The organism is Microbacterium sp. AK031 (assembly GCF_024807145.1).
In the GTDB taxonomy this organism is placed as follows: domain Bacteria; phylum Actinomycetota; class Actinomycetes; order Actinomycetales; family Microbacteriaceae; genus Microbacterium.
Window position 1 is genome coordinate 945,037 of sequence record NZ_JANUCA010000001.1, and the last position, 14,680, is coordinate 959,716.

Here is a 14,680-nt window from a genome sequence, read left to right on the forward strand (position 1 = left end):
GCGGACGCCGGCTTCACAGCCCTGATTCGTCGGTGCGCACCAGGATGGCGCCGCACTCGGGGCAGGACATCACAGCGTCGGGTGCGGCCTGTCGAACCTCGTTCAGATGCGTTCCCGACAGCATCATGCGGCAGCCCTCGCAGGTGCCGCGACGCAGCAGGCCGACGCCGATGCCGCGCGATGCACGGCGCTCGTAATCGGCGAGCAGGTCGGCGGGGATGCTCGCAGTGATGGCCGCGCGGTCGCGCTTGAGGTGCTCGCCCTCGGTCGTCGCCGCGGCAACCGCGGCCTTCGCCTGCGTGGTGAGTTCTGTTCCCTCGGCCGTGGTCAGGTCGATGAGAGCCTGTTGCGCTGCGACGGCGGCCTCGGCCTCCTCCACACGCGACATGACCTCGAGTTCCATGTCTTCCAGGTCGCTGACGCGCTTGGCGAGGCTCGCGAGCTCGTGTTCGAAGGCCTGGGCGTCTTTCGAATTGGTGCTGGCCGCCAGCCGCTCGGAGTCGCGGGTGCGACGCTGCTCGACGAGCTTCACATCGGATTCGAGTCGGCTGAGCTCGGTGCGTGCGTCATCACGTGCGCCGGTCAGTGAGGTCAGCTCGCGAAGCTGCTCCTGGCGCTCTTTGGCGAGCTCATTGATGCGCGGGCCCTGCGCCGGCGTGGTGCGTGCGCGCTCGGCTTGCTGGATGCGGCGATCCAGGTCGGCGACGTCGAGAAGGAGGCGCTGATGCTCGGGGCTGGCGTTCACAACTCCAACCTACCCGCGGTTGCGGCAGGCTGACGATCGGATCGTTCAGCCGGGCGCGCCATCGACGTATGACCACACCCCGCCCTCGCGGACGAAGCGGCTGCGCTCCTTCATGGATCCCTGCACGCCCTGCTCACGGTAGAAGGATTCGAACGTCACGTAGCCGTCCGTGTCGAATGGCCCGCCCGCCGCCGTCTCGAGGATGTCCAACCGAGTCCAGCGGATGTCGGGATCGAGATCGAGATCGCTCGGCCTGGTCGACGGATGCCACGAACGCAGCAGATACGGCACATCCCCGACCGCGAACGCCGTGAATCGCGAACGCATCAGGCGCTCGGCGGTCGGCGCTGCCGAGTCTCCCGCGAGCAGTGGGCCGCAGCACGACTCGTATGTGTCGCCGGAGAGACAGGGACATCGCATGAATCCATTGTGCCGCGTACTCTGAGTTGCGAACTTGAAGGAGAACACGATGACCGCTCTGCCCACCCGCACCGCTCACAACGGCTTCACTCTTCCCGCGATCGGACTGGGAACCTATCGGCTCAACGGCGCCGAGGGCGCGGCGGCGATCGCCGCCGGCATCGACGTCGGCTACCGCCTGATCGACTCGGCGTTCAACTACGAGAACGAGGGAACCGTGGGGCGCGGCGTGGCAGATGCAGCGACCGATCGTGCAGAAGTGATCGTCACCACGAAGCTCCCCGGTCGCCACCACTCCATCGAGAAGGCGCGCACAAGCATCGAGGAGAGCCGGTTCCGGCTGGGAATCGACGCCACCGATCTGCACCTCATCCACTGGCCGAACCCGATCCAGGACGAATATGTGCAGGCGTGGGCCGCGCTCGTCGACGCCCAGCAGCGCGGCGTGGTGCGTCAGATCGGCGTGTCGAACTTCCTGCCGGAGCACCTCGAGCGCCTCGAGCATGAGACGGGCGTGCGCCCTGTGGTGAACCAGATCGAGCTGCACCCGTACTTCCCGCAGGAGGAGCAGCTCGAGTACCACCTCGAGCACGGCATCATCACCGAGGCGTGGAGTCCCATCGGCCGTGCGAAGGCGCTGCTGGAAGAACCCGTGATCGTCGAGGTCGCGGCAGCTCACGACATCTCTCCCGCACAGTCCGTGCTCGCCTGGCACGTCGCGCGTGAGAGCGTCGCGATCCCGAAAGCGTCGTCGCTGGAGCATCAGCGCGCGAACTTCGCCGCGGCATCCGTCGTCCTCGACGACGCCGAGGTGGAGGCGATCACTGCACTCGGGCGCCCCGACGGTCGCCTCTTCGATGCCGACCCGAGGACGCACGAGGAGTCCTGAGCCGCGGCATCCGTCCAATCGTCAGATCGTCGTCGTCAGCACACCGCCGTCCGCGCGCAATGCCGCGCCGTTAGTCGCGGACGACAGTGGGCTCGCCAGGTAGATCGCGAGATTGGCGATCTCGTCGGGCTCGATGAATCGCTGCAGCAGAGATGTCGTGTTCCCGCCGATGATGGCCGCCTTCAGAGCTTCTGCAGAAACATCCTGCGCCTGCGAGAGCGCGCTGACGGTGTCGGCGACCCCATCGGAGTAGGTCGGGCCGCCGAGAATCGTGTTCACCGTCACCTCGGTGCCACGGGTGAGCTTCGCGAGCCCGTTGCTCAGAGCCAGCATCGCGGCCTTCGTGACGCCATAGTGCACCATGTCTGCGGGGATGTTCACCCCGGACTCGCTGCCGATGAAGAGGATGCGTCCCCATCCGTTCTCCAGCATGTTCGGCAGGGCGTGCCGCGCGAGTCGCACGCCACTCATGACGTTGATCTCGAAGTACCGCTGCCAGTCGTCGTCGCCGATGTCGCCGAATGAGGCGAGTTCGAAGAGACCGACGTTGTTGACCAGGATGTCGACCTCACCGAGCGCATCGACCAGCCGCGCCGTCTCCTGTGGGTCTTCGAAGTCGGCGACGATTCCCGAGACGGGCGCGTCGGAATCCCCTGCTTCCAGCTCTTGAACCGCGCGGTCGACTTTCTCCTGACTTCGGCCGTTGATGACGACCGAAGCTCCTTCTGCGAGAAGCCCCTTCGCGATCGCGTACCCGATCCCCTGCGTAGACCCGCTCACGAACGCTCGCCGGCCGTTCAGTTTCATCTCCATGATGCTCCGTTCACTTGCTCAGTAAAGTCATAACCTATCATTTGACTTGATCGAGAAAGTCATCGGGTAGTCTGCTGGCATGTCCGATCCTTCTGTCTCCACGGTTCTCGACGGCGACGAGCTGGAGACCTGGTCGTCTCTTGCCACTCTCCTGGAATGGCTGCCGGCGGCGCTCGACGCTCAGCTGCTCGGCGACTCGGACATGACGCACTTCGAGTACGGAATCCTCTACGCCCTCGCCCACGCCCCCGAGACAAGCCTTCGCATGAGCGTGCTCGCCGGTTACGCGAACAGCTCACTGTCCAGGCTCTCGCGCGCGGCGACGCGCATGGAGAAACGCGGATGGATGCATCGGATGCCCGATCCCACCGATGGCCGTTTCACGCTCGCGATTCTCACGGATGCCGGGCTGCACAAGGTCGACCAGGCGAGTCCTGGGCATGTGAGCACCGTCCGCCGATTGGTCATGGACCCGCTGACGACGACGCAGTCGAAGCAGCTGAGGGAGATCAGTCGGCGTATTCTCGGCGCCATCCGGGAAGAAGAGGGCTGGCGGCCGCCGCAGGAACGGTCCGCTGAACGACCCGACCCGTCACACGGCGCCTGAACTCGGAATACCCGTAGCCGCCTCCGCCTTGCATCCGACATGAGAGCAATCGTGTACACAGGCAAGGGCGGCTCCGAGACGCTCACGTTGATCGAGCGGGAAGCGGGACAGCCCGGCCAGGGTGAGGTGCGCGTCCGCATCCACGCATCGGGAGTCAACCCCACCGACTGGAAGGCTCGCGCTTCGTCGGGCACACCGATGCCGTTCGATCAGGTCGTGCCGAACCAGGACGGCGCCGGCGTCGTGGATGCTGTCGGTGACGGCGTCGTCGACCTGCAGGTCGGGGATCGCGTGTGGGTGTATCTCGCAGCGCACGAACGTCCGACCGGGACCGCTCAGGACGTCACGGTCGTTCCCGCCGCACGCGCCGTCCGGCTTCCCGACGGGATCGGGTTCGACGTCGCCGCGAGCCTCGGCGTCCCCGCGATGACGGCGCATCGTGCGCTGACCGTGCACGAGTTCGGCCCGTCGCGCCTCTCTCCCGGAGCCCTCGCCGATCGGACTGTCCTCGTGCAGGGCGGAGCCGGCGCCGTCGCACACGCGGCGATCCAGCTCGCGGTCTGGGCAGGTGCGAAGGTTCTCACGACTGTCAGCAGTGACGAGAAGGAGAGTCTCGCCCGCGCGGCCGGCGCACACCACGTGTTCCGGTACCCCGATGATCGGCTCGCCGAGCGCATCCTCGAGGTTGCGCCGTCGGGCGTCGACCACATCGTGGAGGTCTCCCCCGCGACGAACGCCGCGCTGGATGTCGCCGTGGTGGCCAATCACGGTTCGATCGCGTTCTACGCGAACGACAAGGGCGACACGATCACCGTCCCCATCATCGCCACCTTCGCGAAGAACGCACGCTGGCAGGGGCTTCTGCTGTACACGGTCGGCGAGGATGCGCTCGCTGCGGCGGTCGAGGACATCACCGCCGCGCTGCAGGACGACGCGCTTCCCGTCGGGGAGGCGGCAGGGCTCCCTCTCACATGGTTTCCCTTAGAGGAGACGGCCGCCGCGCATGATGCCGTGCAACAGGGCACGATCGGCAAGGTCCTCATCCGCGTAATAGAGGACAGGGACTGAGCGGAGACTGATGTGGTGGGCCCTGCCGGGATCGAACCGACGACATCCACGGTGTAAACGTGGCGCTCTACCAGCTGAGCTAAAGGCCCTGGTGTGTTCAGTCTATCCATGTCGCGGATGCGCGACGCAGTCTGTGAAGAGGGCTAGGCTGAATGCGGCGCGCGTTGTGCCGAGCCGACAAGGCTCCCCGCGTCGCTTCCCGTTTCCTTGGCAAGACCTGCCAGCTTGACGAAAGGCTCCTTGTGACCGTTCACGACCAGGATCCGTACTCCCAGGGCCCCCTCGACAGTGATCCGGAGGAGACCAGCGAGTGGCAGCAGTCGCTCGACGGGCTGGTCGATTCCAAGGGTCACGGCCGTGGGCGCGAAATCATGCTCAGCATGCTCAAGCGCTCGAAGGAGCTGCACCTCAATGTGCCGATGGTTCCGACCACGGACTACATCAACACCATCGCTTCCGAGAATGAGCCCGACTTCCCGGGCGATGAAGAACTCGAGCGCCGCTACCGCCACTGGATTCGCTGGAATGCCGCGATCACGGTGCACCGCGCACAACGTCCGGGCATCGGCGTCGGCGGTCACATCTCGACCTACGCATCGGCAGCCTCGCTCTACGAGGTCGGGCACAACCACTTCTTCCGCGGTCAGGATGACTCGTCCGGCGGCGACCAGATCTTCTATCAAGGTCACGCCTCCCCCGGCATGTACGCCCGCGCCTTCCTCGAAGGGCGCCTGAGCGAGGCTCAGCTCGATGCCTTCCGCCAGGAGAAGTCCGGCGCACCGAACGGCATCCCGTCGTACCCGCACCCGCGCATGATGCGCGAGTTCTGGCAGTTCCCGACCGTCTCGATGGGTCTCGGCCCGATCAACGCTGTCTACCAGGCGATGGCGAACAAGTACCTCGAGAATCGCGGCATCAAGAGCGTCGCCGACTCCCACGTGTGGGCGTTCCTCGGCGACGGCGAGATGGACGAAGTCGAATCGCGCGGCCAGCTCCAGGTCGCAGCCAACGAGGGCCTCGACAACCTGACCTTCGTGATCAACTGCAACCTGCAGCGTCTCGACGGTCCGGTGCGCGGCAACGGCAAGATCATCCAGGAACTGGAATCGTACTTCCGCGGCGCCGGCTGGAACGTCATCAAGGTCGTCTGGGGACGCGAGTGGGACGACCTGCTCGCCCGCGACACCGAGGGCGCACTGCTGAACCTCATGAACGTCACCCCCGACGGCGACTACCAGACCTACAAGGCCGAGAGCGGCGCCTTCGTGCGCGAGAACTTCTTCGGCCGCGACGAGCGCACGGCGGCTCTGGTCAAGGACTACACCGACGACCAGATCTGGAAGCTGCGCCGCGGTGGCCACGACTACCGCAAGGTGTACGCCGCCTACAAGGCCGCCATGGAGCACAAGGGCCAGCCGACCGTCATCCTCGCGAAGACTGTCAAGGGCTACGGTCTCGGCCCGCACTTCGAGGGGCGCAACGCGACGCACCAGATGAAGAAGATGACGCTGGAGGACCTCAAGCTCTTCCGCGACACCATGCAGATCCCGATCACGGACGCTCAACTCGAAGAAGACCCGTACCGTCCGCCGTACTTCCACCCGGGAGCGCAGGACGAGACGATCCAGTACATGCTGGACCGCCGTCACGACCTCGGCGGCTTCCTGCCGGAGCGACGCACCACCCACGTGGGGCTGACCCTTCCCGAGGACAAGGACTACGCGTTCCCCAAGAAGGGCTCGGGCAACCAGGAGGTCGCCACGACGATGGCGTTCGTCCGCATGCTCAAGGACCTCATGAAGGTCAAGGGGTTCGGCGAGCGAGTCGTGCCGATCATCCCGGACGAGGCACGTACGTTCGGAATGGACGCGTACTTCCCGACCGCGAAGATCTACAACCCGAACGGCCAGAACTACACCGCCGTCGACCGCGAACTGCTCCTCGCCTACAAGGAGAGCCCGCAGGGTCAGATCATGCACGTCGGCATCAACGAGGCCGGCGCCACCGCGGCGTTCACCGCGACCGGCACGTCGTACTCGACGCACGGCGAACCGCTGATCCCGATCTACATCTTCTACTCGATGTTCGGCTACCAGCGCACCGGCGATGCCTTCTGGGCGGCCGCCGACCAGATGGCACGCGGTTTCGTCATCGGCGCGACGGCCGGCCGTACGACGCTGACCGGAGAGGGAACACAGCACGCGGACGGGCACTCCCCGCTGCTCGCATCGACCAACCCGGCCACCATCACCTACGACCCGGCCTACGGCTACGAAGTCGCGCAAATCGTGCAGGCTGGCATCGAGCGGATGTACGGCGGATCGCACCCCGATCCCGACGTCATGTACTACCTCACGGTGTACAACGAGCCGTTCAAGCAGCCGGCTGAGCCGGAGGATGTCGACGTCGACGGCATCCTCAAGGGTCTGCACCGCGTCTCCGAAGGTCAGGGCGACGGACCTCGCGTCCAGCTGCTCGCGTCCGGCGTCGGAGTGCCGTGGGCTCTCGAGGCGCAGGAACTGCTGGCGAAGGACTGGGGCGTCGTCGCCGACGTGTGGTCCGTCACCAGCTGGACCGAGTTGCGCCGCGACGGCCTGGCCGCCGACGAGCACAACTTCCTGCACCCCGAGGAAGAGCCGCGTCTGGCCTACATCACGCAGAAGCTGCAGGGCGCCGAGGGTCCGTTCATCGCGACCAGCGACTTCATGCACGCGGTGCAGGACCAGATCCGCCAGTGGGTTCCGGGCGACTACTACACGCTCGGCGCCGACGGTTTCGGCTTCGCTGACACCCGCGCAGCGGCACGTCGCTTCTTCAAGATCGACGGCCCCTCGATGGTGGTCCGCGCGCTTCAGGGTCTCGCAGACAAGGGCAAGGTCGAGCGCTCCGTGATCGCACAGGCGATCTCGAAGTACGACCTGCACAACGTCAACGCCGGCACAAGCGGAAACGCCGGCGGCGAGAGCTGAGCCCGGTGTGACCGGATCGTCTCCCACATCGATGGACAAGGCTACGACGCTCGCCTGGCTGCGCCGGATCTCCGGTGACCTCGCCACGGCGACCATCCAGCGCCTCGACGACACGCTGCCCTGGTACGCCGACATGCCACCGGCCCGCCGCTCTGCGGTCGGGCTGGTGGCCCAGGCGGGCATCAGCTCGTTCATCCAGTGGTTCGACGATCCCACTTCGACGCCGTGGATCGCGGCTGACATCTTCGCCGCCGCACCGCGCGAACTTCTGCGCAGTGTGAGCCTGACCCAGACGCTGCAGCTCATTCGCGTGACCGTCGAGGTCACAGAGGAGCGCGTCGCCGGCAAGGGCGAGGACCTGCGCGAGGCGATCCTGCTGTACTCCCGCGAGGTCGCTTTCGCCGCCGCTGACGTGTACGCCCGCGCCGCCGAGGCGCGAGGGCTGTGGGATGCGCGACTCGAGGCGCTGGTGGTCGACTCCATCCTCACCGGGGAGGCCGATGAAGAGTTGCCCAGCCGCATCGCGGCTCTCGGCTGGCACGGCCACGGCGAGGTGTGTGTGCTGGTGGGCACGACTCCCCCGCAGTTCGATGTCGATCATGTGCGCCGCACCGCACGCAAGCTCGCGGTCGACGTGCTCATCGGCGTGCAGGGTTCGAGACTGGTCCTGGTCCTGGGTCGTGCGCGTGTTCCCGGTCGCGAAGAGGTCGCCGACGAACTCGCCTTCGAGGACATCGCCGCGCGTCTGGAGCCGTCGTTCGGTCCCGGGTACGTCGTGCTCGGCCCGCCGGTGGCTGCGCTCGTGGATGCCGGGCAGAGCGCACGTGCAGCTCTCGCCGGGTTCGCCGTCGCCCGCGCCTGGCGCACCGCTCCACGTCCCGTCGAAGCCGATGACCTGCTTCCTGAACGCGCACTCGCCGGTGATCCTCTGGCGAAGCAGACACTCATCGAACGCATCTACCGCCCGTTGCAGGCGCACTCCACTGACCTTGTCACCACGCTGTGGAGCTATCTCGACAACGGTCGCTCGCTCGAAGCGACCGCACGAGAGCTGTTCGTGCATCCGAACACGGTCCGCTATCGCCTCAAGCGCGTGAGCGAGGTCATCGGGTGGGATGCCACCGGTCCCCGCGAGGCACTGATCCTGCAGACGGCACTGATCGTCGGCTCCATCGGCGCCACGGAACCGGTGCGTCGCCGAGCAGCCAACCGTCGCACGCGCTGAACTGTCGACGCGCGCTGTACGTCGCGCACAAGGGAATCTCGGAATCTTGTGAGGGATCATCCACCGTTCTGGCGCGAACGTTGGCAGACTGAGTAGGTGATTGTCGTCGCCTGCCCTGGACAGGGCTCACAGACCCCCGGTTTTCTCTCCCCCTGGCTCGAGCTGGACGGCGTGGCCGACAGTCTCGCTGCATACTCCGAGGCCGCAGAAGTCGATCTTCTCCTTCACGGCACGAAGTCCGACGCTGACACCATCCGCGACACGCGCATCGCGCAGCCGCTCATCGTCGCGGCATCGCTGATCGCCTCGGCTGCGCTCGCCAAGCGCGCCGGACGCGCTCCGGACGGCACCGCAGGGCACTCGGTGGGCGAACTCGCCGCGCTCGTCGGCGCCGGTGTCGTCTCCGCAGAACAGGCGATGCGTCTCGTAGGTGTTCGGGGTCGGGCGATGGCGGATGCCGCGGCACAGACCCCGACCGGGATGAGCGCAGTGATCGGCGGCGACGAGCAGTCCGTGCTCGCCCGCCTCGCCGAGCTGGAACTCTCCCCGGCCAACTACAACGGGGGCGGGCAGATCGTCGTCGCAGGAGCCCTTCCCGCCCTGGCTTCGCTTGCTGAAGAACCCGTGAAGGGAACTCGAGTGATCCCGTTGCAGGTCGCCGGCGCGTTCCACACCTCATACATGGCGCCCGCCGTCGAAGCGCTGCGTGCCGCCGTCGACGAGATCGCACCGAGCGACCCGCAGATCACGCTCTGGACCAACAAGGACGGCTCGATCGTCACCTCCGGTGCCACCGCACTCGAGCTGATCGTCAACCAGGTCTCCTCGCCGGTGCGCTGGGATCTCTGCATGAGCTCCTTCGCCGACAACAGCATCACCGGCCTCATCGAACTCGCGCCGGCAGGAGCCCTCACCGGCCTCGCCAAACGTGGCCTACGCGGCACGCCTGCCGTGGCCGTCAAGACACCAGAAGACCTCGACGCAGCGGCTGAGCTGCTGAACGGAGCAGCCGCATGACCGCCACCCTGAAGCAGGCCACCGGCCCGCAGTTCACCCGGATCCTGTCGTTCGGCGCCGCGCGCGGCGAGAACGCAGTCCCGAACGACGATCTCATCGGACCGATCGATTCCAGCGACGAGTGGATCCGTCAGCGCACCGGCATCATCACCCGTGCACGCGCCGCCAAGGACACCGACGCGATCGACCTCGCAGCCATCGCGGCGGCAGAAGCCATCGAGAAGTCGGGGGTCGCAGCGTCCGACGTCGACCTCGTGATCGTCGCGACCATCAGCAACCCGAAGCAGTCCCCCTCGGTGTCCGCGATCGTCGCGGACCGCGTCGGCGCGAACCCGGCCGCGGCATACGACGTCAACGCCGCGTGCGCCGGATACGCCTACGCGATCGCACAGGCCGACGCGCTGATCCGCGCAGGCGCCGCGCGCTACGCCCTTGTGATCGGCACGGAGAAGCTCTCCGACGTCGTCGACCCGGCCGACCGCAGCATCTCGTTCCTGCTCGGCGACGGTGCCGGCGCCGCTCTGATCGGCCCGAGCGAGACTCCGGGCATCGCGCCGGCCGTGTGGGGATCGGATGGCTCGAAGGCGGATGCCGTCGGCATGAACGGCACGCTCACCCAGTTCCGCGACGGCGAGGTGCCATGGCCGACACTGCGCCAGGAGGGACAGACCGTGTTCCGCTGGGCCGTCTGGGAGATGGCCAAGGTCGCGCGCGAAGCTCTCGACGTCGCGGGCGTCGAGCCGGCAGACATCGCCGCGTTCATTCCACATCAGGCCAACATGCGCATCATCGACGAGTTCGCGAAGCAGCTGAAGCTGCCGGAGACCACTGTGATCGCACGCGACATCGAGACCACGGGCAACACCTCGGCGGCATCGATCCCTCTCGCGAGCCACCGGTTGATGGCCGAGCATCCTGAACTGTCCGGCGGACTCGCGCTGCAGATCGGCTTCGGAGCCGGTCTCGTGTTCGCCGCGCAGGTCGTCGTCCTCCCCTGATCACGCCCGGCGACCTCCTAAACTGTTCATCGGTTCCGAAAACAACCCGCAAGAAAGAGGAAAACCACATGGCTTTCACCAACGATGAGGTCCTCGCCGGCCTCTCCGAACTCATCACCGACGAGACCGGCATCGACGGCTCCGAGGTCGCGCTCGAGAAGTCCTTCACGGACGACCTCGACATCGACTCGATCTCGATGATGACGATCGTCGTCAACGCCGAGGAGAAGTTCGGCGTCACGATTCCCGACGACGAGGTCAAGAACCTCAAGACCGTCGGCGACGCCGTGAACTTCATCGTCGCCGGCCAGGCGTAAGACCTGACGGATGCCACCCTCGCACTCTGCGGGGCGTGGCATCCTCTGCCTTCCCTCCCCCGAGACCGCTCTCGTCCCTTTCGACAGGAACCACACCCAATGACCAAGCGCATCGTCGTCACCGGTATCGGCGCCACCTCCGCCATTGGCGGTACGGCCCCTGAGAACTGGACCAACCTGCTGGCCGGCATGTCCGGAGGACGCACTCTCGAACACGAGTGGGTGGAGGAGCTCGAACTGCCTGTCACTTTCGCCGCTGAGGCGATCGTGCGGCCGGAAGAGGTGCTCGCGCGTCCGGTCGCCAAGCGACTGGACCCTTCTTCCCAGTTCGCGCTGATCGCGGCTATGGAGGCCTGGGAGGACGCAGGTTCACCCGATGTCGATCCCGAGCGCCTCGGCGTCGACTTCGCCACCGGAATCGGCGGCGTATGGACCCTGTTGGACGCCTGGGACACCCTGCGTGAGAAGGGGCCTCGCCGCGTCATGCCGATGACAGTGCCGATGCTCATGCCGAACTCGGCCGCAGGGAACCTCTCGCTGCACTTCACCGCGCGCGCCTTCGCCCGCACCGTCGCCTCCGCCTGCGCCTCCAGCACCGAGTCTCTCGTGAACGCGTACGAGCACCTGCAGTCGGGGCTGGCGGATGTCGTCATCGCCGGCGGCACCGAGTCTGCCATCCACCCGATCACGATCGCGTCGTTCGCGTCGATGCAGGCACTGTCGCGTCGGAACGAAGACCCCGCGACTGCGTCCCGCCCGTATTCCGAAGATCGCGACGGCTTCGTCATGGGCGAGGGCGCCGCAGTGCTCATCCTCGAGACGGAAGAGCACGCCAAAGCCCGCGGTGCCAAGATCTATGCCGAGCTCGTCGGCGGCGGCGTCACCGCAGATGCGTACCACATCACCGCCAACGCTCCAGAGGGCGCTGCGCGTGCCGTCACGCTCGCACTCGAGACCGCCGGACGCACTCCGGATGAGATCACCCACGTCAACGCGCACGCGACGTCGACACCAGTGGGCGATCCGAACGAATACGCCGCACTGAAGAGCGTCATCGGCGACCGCGTCCACGACATCCCGGTCTCGGCGACGAAAGCATCCACCGGCCACCTGCTCGGTGGCACCGGTGCTCTCGAAGCGATCTTCACGATCCTCGCGATCCAGAACCGCGTCGCCCCTCCGACCATCAACATCTCCACGCAGGATCCGGAGATCCCGCTGCTCGTGTCCGGCGACGCACAACCTCTGGGTGACGGCCCGCAGCTGGCGATCAGCAACTCGTTCGGCTTCGGCGGGCACAACGCCGTGGCCGCGTTCGCCTCTTACGACGACTGAGCGCAGGTGGCGCGCTGATCAGCGCGCCACAACGGCGGCGAGCCGGCGCGAGCGCTCTTCACGTCGTCGGGTGATCCGCGGCAGGAACAACCCGATGAGTGGTCCTACCCCAAGTGCGAAGAGCACCGTGCCCACTCCGACCGGTCCTCCCAGCAGAAAGCCGATCACCAGGACGCTGCCTTCGATCAGCGTGCGGACGATCCATACCCTCCAGCCGGTGATGCGCACGAGCCCCGTCATCAGACCGTCTCTTGGGCCCGGACCGAAATCTGCGGCGATATACAGACCGGTGGCGAACGACAGCAGGACGAGCCCGAACAGGAACATCGGAGCACCGACCCAAACCGAGCTCGGCACGGGGATGAGAGCAAGAGTCAGGTCTGCGCTGGGCCCGACCAGGAGCGCGTTGAACAGCGTCCCGACGCCGACGCGTTGTCTGAGGGGGATCCAGAGCAGTAGAACCACCACGGCGACGAGATTGGTGACTATCCCGTAGCCGAGAACAGTCTTGCCCGCGACTCCTACCGCCAATACGTCCCACGGCGAGACGCCGATACCAGCCCGCACCATCAGACCGAGCGCGACGCCGTAGAGGAAGAGCCCGATGAGCAATTGGACGAGACGCTCGATGAGGTCGCGCCGACTCGTGGAAGCGACGGGGAGGAAGACGGAGCGAAGCTGCATCCATCCATCGTGGAGGCCGCTCGGCGGTGCAACTTGAGGCCACTGGCCGAGAAGTGGCTTCACTATCTGAGTCCACTTTGCGCAATGCTTGATGCATGGCATCTCGTCTGGTTCAACAGCTCGGAGCGACGACCGCGGCCGGCTCCACCGCCGCCGGGCTCGCCGAGCAGATTCGCGCGCTGATTCTGGACGGCCGCCTGACCGTCGGAGAACGCCTGCCCAGCGAACGCGCACTGGCGCTGGAGCTGCGCCGATCGCGCTCCACCATGACCCGCACGTACAATCTGCTCGAGCGCGACGGGTACGTCGCACGCCTGCACGGTGGCAGCACCCGTGTCGCGCTCCCCCATGCCGTGCCCGTGCCGCGCGACTCGGAAGACGAATCCGCGATCGACCTCTCGATCGCCTCGATGGACTCGACCCCTGGTCTCTATGATGCGACGGTGCGGTCGCTGCCTCGCCTCGCCGCACTGCGCAGCACGAGCGGATATTCGCTGCGGGGTCTGCCAGAACTGCGCGACGCGGTGGCCGATCGCTTCAGTCAACGCGGCGTCGCCACCAGTGCCGACGAGATCATCATCACCTCGGGCGCGATGAGCGCGCTCAACCTCGTTCTCGCGACGATCGGCCGGCGCGGTGAGCGCGCTCTCGTCGAGCAGCCGTCATTTCCTCACGCGCTCGATGCCCTGACGCGCAACGGCTACCGCACGATGCCGACGCCTGTCGGCGTCAGCGGGTGGGATGTGCGCCACCTGACCGACCTGATGCTGAGCAGTCGTCCACACATCGCCTATCTGATCCCCGACTTCCACAACCCCACCGGCGCGACGATGACCGATGCGGACCGGTCTCGCGTCGCCAGTGCGGCGCGCAACTCGGCCACGCATCTGATCGTCGACGAGACCACAGCCGAGCTCGACATCGACCGTGGCTGGTCGCCACTGCCGATGGCGTCGTTCAGCCCGGGCGTCATCACGATCGGTTCAATGTCCAAGATCGCATGGGGCGGCCTACGGCTGGGATGGATCAGGGCGGAGCGGGTACTCATCTCGCGGCTGCTCGCCACGAGACCATCATTCGAGCTCGGCACGGCTCTGCTCGATCAGTGCATCGCTGTCGAGCTTCTCGACGAGATGCCGGCACTCACCGCACACGTGCGTTCACGGCTGCAGGTCGGGCGCGAGGCCGTGTCCGCCGGAATCGCAGCGATCGGCGACCTGCAGATGCCGCACACGCCCGGTGGCCTGTCCGCGTGGATCGACCTCGGCATACCGGTCTCGACGCGACTGTCGCTCGCCGCCCGTGACCGCCAGCTGATCGCACCTCCTGGTCCGCGGTTCTCCAGTGGAGGCGTGCTCGAACGCTACATGCGCATTCCGATCACTCAGCCTCCGCAGCGCACGGCCGAAGCCATGGAACGACTGCGGCTCGCCTGGGACGACGTGCGCGAGGGCACATCCACCCGCAGTGCGGAGGCGAGGCACGCCGCGGTGATCTAGGTTGACGCCCGAACGGGGTCAGACCCACCGGACAACTGACGAGACCCTCCTCTGAATGCAGAGGAGGGTCTCGTCAGTTGAAGCGAGGATACGT

Annotated in this window: 14 protein-coding genes and 1 tRNA gene; 10 read left to right on the forward strand and 5 right to left on the reverse strand. The window is 66.5% G+C overall.

Translation table 11 applies throughout. The features are described 5' to 3' along the window. Positions 1-13: 13 nt before the first annotated feature. A complete protein-coding gene (locus HDC95_RS04530) occupies positions 14-745 on the reverse strand; it encodes a zinc ribbon domain-containing protein (RefSeq protein WP_259061991.1) in 732 nt (243 codons plus the stop codon). A 45-nt stretch (positions 746-790) separates the two neighbouring features. Continuing rightward, positions 791-1,165 (reverse strand): YchJ family protein, encoded by a 375-nt coding sequence (locus tag HDC95_RS04535; protein WP_259061992.1) that lies wholly within the window; start codon positions 1,163-1,165, stop codon positions 791-793. 49 nt (positions 1,166-1,214) lie between these two features. On the opposite strand from HDC95_RS04535, the gene HDC95_RS04540 reads away from it, so the two are divergent. After that, positions 1,215-2,054: an aldo/keto reductase gene (locus HDC95_RS04540; protein ID WP_259061994.1), complete on the forward strand. Its 840-nt coding sequence runs from the start codon at positions 1,215-1,217 to the stop codon at positions 2,052-2,054. A gap of 21 nt (positions 2,055-2,075) precedes the next feature. Here HDC95_RS04540 and HDC95_RS04545 read toward each other — a convergent pair whose 3' ends face one another. Next, the gene (locus HDC95_RS04545) at positions 2,076-2,867 is read right to left on the reverse strand and encodes an SDR family NAD(P)-dependent oxidoreductase (RefSeq protein WP_259061997.1); all 792 of its coding nucleotides are present in this window, start codon (positions 2,865-2,867) and stop codon (positions 2,076-2,078) included. Positions 2,868-2,946: 79 nt separating this feature from the next. Here HDC95_RS04545 and HDC95_RS04550 point away from each other — a divergent pair, with 79 nt between their 5' ends. Both HDC95_RS04550 and HDC95_RS04555 read left to right on the forward strand, forming a co-directional pair. Next, positions 2,947-3,474 (forward strand): MarR family winged helix-turn-helix transcriptional regulator, encoded by a 528-nt coding sequence (locus HDC95_RS04550; protein WP_259061998.1) that lies wholly within the window; start codon positions 2,947-2,949, stop codon positions 3,472-3,474. A gap of 39 nt (positions 3,475-3,513) precedes the next feature. Continuing rightward, positions 3,514-4,542: an NADPH:quinone reductase gene (locus HDC95_RS04555; RefSeq protein ID WP_259062000.1), complete on the forward strand. Its 1,029-nt coding sequence runs from the start codon at positions 3,514-3,516 to the stop codon at positions 4,540-4,542. A gap of 13 nt (positions 4,543-4,555) precedes the next feature. On the opposite strand, the gene HDC95_RS04560 is transcribed toward HDC95_RS04555, so the two are convergent. Next, a tRNA-Val gene (locus HDC95_RS04560) sits at positions 4,556-4,631 on the reverse strand. Between the two features lie 153 nt (positions 4,632-4,784). Between HDC95_RS04560 and aceE the strand changes: the two genes are divergently transcribed. The 6 genes from aceE (at position 4,785) to HDC95_RS04590 (ending at position 12,403) form a co-directional block, all read left to right on the forward strand. Further along, the gene (aceE, locus tag HDC95_RS04565) at positions 4,785-7,511 is read left to right on the forward strand and encodes a pyruvate dehydrogenase (acetyl-transferring), homodimeric type (protein ID WP_259062002.1); all 2,727 of its coding nucleotides are present in this window, start codon (positions 4,785-4,787) and stop codon (positions 7,509-7,511) included. Positions 7,512-7,542: 31 nt separating this feature from the next. Beyond that, positions 7,543-8,736 (forward strand): CdaR family transcriptional regulator, encoded by a 1,194-nt coding sequence (locus HDC95_RS04570; protein WP_259062004.1) that lies wholly within the window; start codon positions 7,543-7,545, stop codon positions 8,734-8,736. A 96-nt stretch (positions 8,737-8,832) separates the two neighbouring features. Continuing rightward, positions 8,833-9,753, forward strand: a complete 921-nt coding sequence (locus tag HDC95_RS04575) for an ACP S-malonyltransferase (RefSeq protein ID WP_259062005.1) — start codon at positions 8,833-8,835, stop codon at positions 9,751-9,753. Then, positions 9,750-10,751 carry a beta-ketoacyl-ACP synthase III gene (locus tag HDC95_RS04580; RefSeq protein ID WP_259062006.1) on the forward strand — a complete coding sequence of 334 codons (1,002 nt, stop codon included), beginning with the start codon at positions 9,750-9,752 and terminating at the stop codon, positions 10,749-10,751. The genes HDC95_RS04575 and HDC95_RS04580 overlap by 4 nt, the downstream gene beginning before the upstream one ends. 68 nt (positions 10,752-10,819) lie before the next feature. Continuing rightward, positions 10,820-11,068 carry an acyl carrier protein gene (locus HDC95_RS04585; protein ID WP_259062007.1) on the forward strand — a complete coding sequence of 83 codons (249 nt, stop codon included), beginning with the start codon at positions 10,820-10,822 and terminating at the stop codon, positions 11,066-11,068. A gap of 99 nt (positions 11,069-11,167) precedes the next feature. Then, positions 11,168-12,403: a beta-ketoacyl synthase gene (locus HDC95_RS04590; RefSeq protein ID WP_259062008.1), complete on the forward strand. Its 1,236-nt coding sequence runs from the start codon at positions 11,168-11,170 to the stop codon at positions 12,401-12,403. An 18-nt stretch (positions 12,404-12,421) separates the two neighbouring features. On the opposite strand, the gene HDC95_RS04595 is transcribed toward HDC95_RS04590, so the two are convergent. After that, positions 12,422-13,087: a YitT family protein gene (locus HDC95_RS04595; RefSeq protein ID WP_259062009.1), complete on the reverse strand. Its 666-nt coding sequence runs from the start codon at positions 13,085-13,087 to the stop codon at positions 12,422-12,424. Positions 13,088-13,182: 95 nt separating this feature from the next. Between HDC95_RS04595 and HDC95_RS04600 the strand changes: the two genes are divergently transcribed. Next, the gene (locus tag HDC95_RS04600) at positions 13,183-14,586 is read left to right on the forward strand and encodes a PLP-dependent aminotransferase family protein (RefSeq protein ID WP_259062010.1); all 1,404 of its coding nucleotides are present in this window, start codon (positions 13,183-13,185) and stop codon (positions 14,584-14,586) included. The last annotated feature ends 94 nt before the right edge of the window (positions 14,587-14,680 follow it).

Excerpts from the sequence above, each read along its gene's own strand:
- HDC95_RS04535 (WP_259061992.1), bottom strand. The coding sequence starts at position 1,165 with ATGCGATGTCCCTGTCTCTCCGGCGACACATACGAGTCGTGCTGCGGC.
- HDC95_RS04540 (WP_259061994.1), top strand. The coding sequence starts at position 1,215 with ATGACCGCTCTGCCCACCCGCACCGCTCACAACGGCTTCACTCTTCCC.
- HDC95_RS04545 (WP_259061997.1), bottom strand. The coding sequence starts at position 2,867 with ATGGAGATGAAACTGAACGGCCGGCGAGCGTTCGTGAGCGGGTCTACG.
- HDC95_RS04550 (WP_259061998.1), top strand. The coding sequence starts at position 2,947 with ATGTCCGATCCTTCTGTCTCCACGGTTCTCGACGGCGACGAGCTGGAG.
- HDC95_RS04555 (WP_259062000.1), top strand. The coding sequence starts at position 3,514 with ATGAGAGCAATCGTGTACACAGGCAAGGGCGGCTCCGAGACGCTCACG.
- HDC95_RS04570 (WP_259062004.1), top strand. The coding sequence starts at position 7,543 with ATGGACAAGGCTACGACGCTCGCCTGGCTGCGCCGGATCTCCGGTGAC.
- HDC95_RS04580 (WP_259062006.1), top strand. The coding sequence starts at position 9,750 with ATGACCGCCACCCTGAAGCAGGCCACCGGCCCGCAGTTCACCCGGATC.
- HDC95_RS04585 (WP_259062007.1), top strand. The coding sequence starts at position 10,820 with ATGGCTTTCACCAACGATGAGGTCCTCGCCGGCCTCTCCGAACTCATC.
- HDC95_RS04590 (WP_259062008.1), top strand. The coding sequence starts at position 11,168 with ATGACCAAGCGCATCGTCGTCACCGGTATCGGCGCCACCTCCGCCATT.
- HDC95_RS04595 (WP_259062009.1), bottom strand. The coding sequence starts at position 13,087 with ATGCAGCTTCGCTCCGTCTTCCTCCCCGTCGCTTCCACGAGTCGGCGC.
- HDC95_RS04600 (WP_259062010.1), top strand. The coding sequence starts at position 13,183 with ATGGCATCTCGTCTGGTTCAACAGCTCGGAGCGACGACCGCGGCCGGC.